Here is a 5,500-nt window from a genome sequence, read left to right on the forward strand (position 1 = left end):
TGGCCTCGCTTCAGCAAATTGGGTATGTGATAGCTTTCGGTGTTTTGCAAGATCTCGAACTTTCGGTTCGTTTCGTCTTCACACACCGCAATCTGGTCTCTTCGACGCAAATTGCTTGGGTGTTATATGGTCAAGCCTCACGGGCAATTAGTATTGGTTAGCTCAACGCCTCACAGCGCTTACACACCCAACCTATCAACGTCGTAGTCTTCGACGGCCCTTCAGGGAACTCAAGGTTCCAGTGAGATCTCATCTTGAGGCTAGTTTCCCGCTTAGATGCTTTCAGCGGTTATCTATTCCGAACATAGCTACCCGGCAATGCCACTGGCGTGACAACCGGAACACCAGAGGTTCGTCCACTCCGGTCCTCTCGTACTAGGAGCAGCCCCTCTCAAATCTCAAACGTCCACGGCAGATAGGGACCGAACTGTCTCACGACGTTCTAAACCCAGCTCGCGTACCACTTTAAATGGCGAACAGCCATACCCTTGGGACCGGCTTCAGCCCCAGGATGTGATGAGCCGACATCGAGGTGCCAAACACCGCCGTCGATATGAACTCTTGGGCGGTATCAGCCTGTTATCCCCGGAGTACCTTTTATCCGTTGAGCGATGGCCCTTCCATACAGAACCACCGGATCACTAAGACCTACTTTCGTACCTGCTCGACGTGTCTGTCTCGCAGTCAAGCGCGCTTTTGCCTTTATACTCTACGACCGATTTCCGACCGGTCTGAGCGCACCTTCGTACTCCTCCGTTACTCTTTAGGAGGAGACCGCCCCAGTCAAACTACCCACCATACACTGTCCTCGATCCGGATAACGGACCTGAGTTAGAACCTCAAAGTTGCCAGGGTGGTATTTCAAGGTTGGCTCCACGCGAACTGGCGTCCACGCTTCAAAGCCTCCCACCTATCCTACACAAGCAAATTCAAAGTCCAGTGCAAAGCTATAGTAAAGGTTCACGGGGTCTTTCCGTCTAGCCGCGGATACACTGCATCTTCACAGCGATTTCAATTTCACTGAGTCTCGGGTGGAGACAGCGCCGCCATCGTTACGCCATTCGTGCAGGTCGGAACTTACCCGACAAGGAATTTCGCTACCTTAGGACCGTTATAGTTACGGCCGCCGTTTACCGGGGCTTCGATCAAGAGCTTCGCGTTAGCTAACCCCATCAATTAACCTTCCGGCACCGGGCAGGCGTCACACCCTATACGTCCACTTTCGTGTTTGCAGAGTGCTGTGTTTTTAATAAACAGTCGCAGCGGCCTGGTATCTTCGACCGGCATGAGCTTACGGAGCAAGTCCTTCACCCTCACCGGCGCACCTTCTCCCGAAGTTACGGTGCCATTTTGCCTAGTTCCTTCACCCGAGTTCTCTCAAGCGCCTTGGTATTCTCTACCCAACCACCTGTGTCGGTTTGGGGTACGGTTCCTGGTTACCTGAAGCTTAGAAGCTTTTCTTGGAAGCATGGCATCAACCACTTCGTCATCTAAAAGATGACTCGTCATCAGCTCTCGGCCTTAGAATCCCGGATTTACCTAAGATTCCAGCCTACCACCTTAAACTTGGACAACCAACGCCAAGCTGGCCTAGCCTTCTCCGTCCCTCCATCGCAATAACCAGAAGTACAGGAATATTAACCTGTTTTCCATCGACTACGCTTTTCAGCCTCGCCTTAGGGACCGACTAACCCTGCGTCGATTAACGTTGCGCAGGAAACCTTGGTCTTTCGGCGTGGGTGTTTTTCACACCCATTATCGTTACTCATGTCAGCATTCGCACTTCTGATACCTCCAGCAAGCTTCTCAACTCACCTTCACAGGCTTACAGAACGCTCCTCTACCGCATCACCCGAAGGTGATACCCGTAGCTTCGGTGTATGGTTTGAGCCCCGTTACATCTTCCGCGCAGGCCGACTCGACTAGTGAGCTATTACGCTTTCTTTAAAGGGTGGCTGCTTCTAAGCCAACCTCCTAGCTGTCTAAGCCTTCCCACATCGTTTCCCACTTAACCATAACTTTGGGACCTTAGCTGACGGTCTGGGTTGTTTCCCTTTTCACGACGGACGTTAGCACCCGCCGTGTGTCTCCCATGCTCGGCACTTGTAGGTATTCGGAGTTTGCATCGGTTTGGTAAGTCGGGATGACCCCCTAGCCGAAACAGTGCTCTACCCCCTACAGTGATACATGAGGCGCTACCTAAATAGCTTTCGAGGAGAACCAGCTATCTCCGAGCTTGATTAGCCTTTCACTCCGATCCACAGGTCATCCGCTAACTTTTCAACGGTAGTCGGTTCGGTCCTCCAGTTAGTGTTACCCAACCTTCAACCTGCCCATGGATAGATCGCCCGGTTTCGGGTCTATTCCCAGCGACTAGACGCCCTATTAAGACTCGCTTTCGCTACGCCTCCCCTATTCGGTTAAGCTCGCCACTGAAAATAAGTCGCTGACCCATTATACAAAAGGTACGCAGTCACAGAACAAAGTCTGCTCCCACTGCTTGTACGCATACGGTTTCAGGATCTATTTCACTCCCCTCTCCGGGGTTCTTTTCGCCTTTCCCTCACGGTACTAGTTCACTATCGGTCAGTCAGTAGTATTTAGCCTTGGAGGATGGTCCCCCCATATTCAGACAAAGTTTCTCGTGCTCCGTCCTACTCGATTTCATGACTAAGAGATTTTCGCGTACAGGGCTATCACCCACTATGGCCGCACTTTCCAGAGCGTTCCGCTAATCTCAAAGCCACTTAAGGGCTAGTCCCCGTTCGCTCGCCACTACTAAGGGAATCTCGGTTGATTTCTTTTCCTCAGGGTACTTAGATGTTTCAGTTCCCCTGGTTCGCTCCATACACCTATGTATTCAGTGTAAGGTAACCATCTTATGATGGTTGGGTTCCCCCATTCAGACATCTCCGGATCAAAGTCTGTTTGCCGACTCCCCGAAGCTTTTCGCAGGCTACCACGTCTTTCATCGCCTCTGACTGCCAAGGCATCCACCGTATGCGCTTCTTCACTTGACCATATAACCCCAAGCAATCTGGTTATACTGTGAAGACGACATTCGCCGAAAATTCGCAATTACTTACAAATTTTACCTTAGCCTGATCCGTTACCAGTGAAAGTAACGTTCAGTCTATCTTTCTATCACATACCCAAATTTTTAAAGAACGATCTAATCAAAGACTAGAAATCAACATTCACCATCATATCGATGGAATGCTCATTTCTAAGCTTTCAAGACAGAAGCAGTAGTGGTGGAGCCAAACGGGATCGAACCGTTGACCTCCTGCGTGCAAGGCAGGCGCTCTCCCAGCTGAGCTATGGCCCCGTATTTCTACAGGCGTTTCCCACACAAAATTGGTGGGTCTGGGCAGATTCGAACTGCCGACCTCACCCTTATCAGGGGTGCGCTCTAACCAACTGAGCTACAGACCCAATTTCGGGCTGCTTCTTTATCGTCTTCTTCAATGAATCAAGCAATTCGTGTGGGAACTTATGGAGCAGCTGATGTCGTCGATTAAGGAGGTGATCCAGCCGCAGGTTCCCCTACGGCTACCTTGTTACGACTTCACCCCAGTCATGAATCACACCGTGGTAACCGTCCCCCCGAAGGTTAGACTAGCTACTTCTGGTGCAACCCACTCCCATGGTGTGACGGGCGGTGTGTACAAGGCCCGGGAACGTATTCACCGCGACATTCTGATTCGCGATTACTAGCGATTCCGACTTCACGCAGTCGAGTTGCAGACTGCGATCCGGACTACGATCGGTTTTCTGGGATTAGCTCCACCTCGCGGCTTGGCAACCCTCTGTACCGACCATTGTAGCACGTGTGTAGCCCAGGCCGTAAGGGCCATGATGACTTGACGTCATCCCCACCTTCCTCCGGTTTGTCACCGGCAGTCTCCTTAGAGTGCCCACCATTACGTGCTGGTAACTAAGGACAAGGGTTGCGCTCGTTACGGGACTTAACCCAACATCTCACGACACGAGCTGACGACAGCCATGCAGCACCTGTCTCAATGTTCCCGAAGGCACCAATCTATCTCTAGAAAGTTCATTGGATGTCAAGGCCTGGTAAGGTTCTTCGCGTTGCTTCGAATTAAACCACATGCTCCACCGCTTGTGCGGGCCCCCGTCAATTCATTTGAGTTTTAACCTTGCGGCCGTACTCCCCAGGCGGTCAACTTAATGCGTTAGCTGCGCCACTAAGAGCTCAAGGCTCCCAACGGCTAGTTGACATCGTTTACGGCGTGGACTACCAGGGTATCTAATCCTGTTTGCTCCCCACGCTTTCGCACCTCAGTGTCAGTATCAGTCCAGGTGGTCGCCTTCGCCACTGGTGTTCCTTCCTATATCTACGCATTTCACCGCTACACAGGAAATTCCACCACCCTCTACCATACTCTAGCTCGTCAGTTTTGAATGCAGTTCCCAGGTTGAGCCCGGGGATTTCACATCCAACTTAACGAACCACCTACGCGCGCTTTACGCCCAGTAATTCCGATTAACGCTTGCACCCTCTGTATTACCGCGGCTGCTGGCACAGAGTTAGCCGGTGCTTATTCTGTCGGTAACGTCAAAACAGCAAAGTATTAATTTACTGCCCTTCCTCCCAACTTAAAGTGCTTTACAATCCGAAGACCTTCTTCACACACGCGGCATGGCTGGATCAGGCTTTCGCCCATTGTCCAATATTCCCCACTGCTGCCTCCCGTAGGAGTCTGGACCGTGTCTCAGTTCCAGTGTGACTGATCATCCTCTCAGACCAGTTACGGATCGTCGCCTTGGTGAGCCATTACCCCACCAACTAGCTAATCCGACCTAGGCTCATCTGATAGCGCAAGGCCCGAAGGTCCCCTGCTTTCTCCCGTAGGACGTATGCGGTATTAGCGTCCGTTTCCGGACGTTATCCCCCACTACCAGGCAGATTCCTAGGCATTACTCACCCGTCCGCCGCTCTCAAGAGAAGCAAGCTTCTCTCTACCGCTCGACTTGCATGTGTTAGGCCTGCCGCCAGCGTTCAATCTGAGCCATGATCAAACTCTTCAGTTCAAACATCTTTGGGTTTTTAAGAAACCCTAAACTTGGCTCAGCAATCGTTGGTTACATCTTTGATTTCTCGCGGAGTAACTTGTGATGCTGATAATCTTGTTGACTATCAGTCTGACTCCACAAGCACCCACACGAATTGCTTGATTCAGTTGTTAAAGAGCGGTTGGTTAAGATCTTTCGTCTCAACCGAGGCGCGCATTCTACAGCAGCCTCATTTGCTGTCAAGTGATTATTTTCAGAAGTTTTCAAAGTTTCCTTTGTAACTTCAACCACTTGCGCTTCCGATCTCTCGTTAGCGGGAGGCGAATTCTACAGCGTTACACGCTGCTGTCAACACCTCTTTTTCTCCGCTTTCGACCGAGAAGATCGAACCGTTAATAGGGCCAAACAACACTGCCTTACTAACTCCTTCTGGGCTTCGATGATCTGAAGCAGCTCGCTGTCG

2 tRNA genes and 2 rRNA genes are annotated in these 5,500 nt (G+C 51.1%); all 4 read right to left on the reverse strand.

Going from position 1 to position 5,500, the window contains the following annotated elements:
• Positions 1-126 precede the first annotated feature (126 nt).
• The 4 genes from HX873_RS10615 to HX873_RS10630 all read right to left on the reverse strand — a co-directional run bounded on the left by HX873_RS10615 (position 127) and on the right by HX873_RS10630 (position 5,055).
• Positions 127-3,020, reverse strand: a 23S ribosomal RNA gene (locus HX873_RS10615).
• A gap of 232 nt (positions 3,021-3,252) precedes the next feature.
• A tRNA-Ala gene (locus tag HX873_RS10620) sits at positions 3,253-3,328 on the reverse strand.
• A gap of 30 nt (positions 3,329-3,358) precedes the next feature.
• Positions 3,359-3,435, reverse strand: a tRNA-Ile gene (locus HX873_RS10625).
• Between the two features lie 83 nt (positions 3,436-3,518).
• Positions 3,519-5,055: ribosomal RNA gene (locus HX873_RS10630) — 16S ribosomal RNA — on the reverse strand.
• Together the 16S and 23S rRNA genes with 2 tRNA genes alongside form the textbook arrangement of a ribosomal RNA operon.
• Between the last annotated feature and the right edge of the window lie 445 nt (positions 5,056-5,500).

This window comes from Pseudomonas sp. P7758 (assembly GCF_013386485.1).
Lineage (GTDB): Bacteria > Pseudomonadota > Gammaproteobacteria > Pseudomonadales > Pseudomonadaceae > Aquipseudomonas.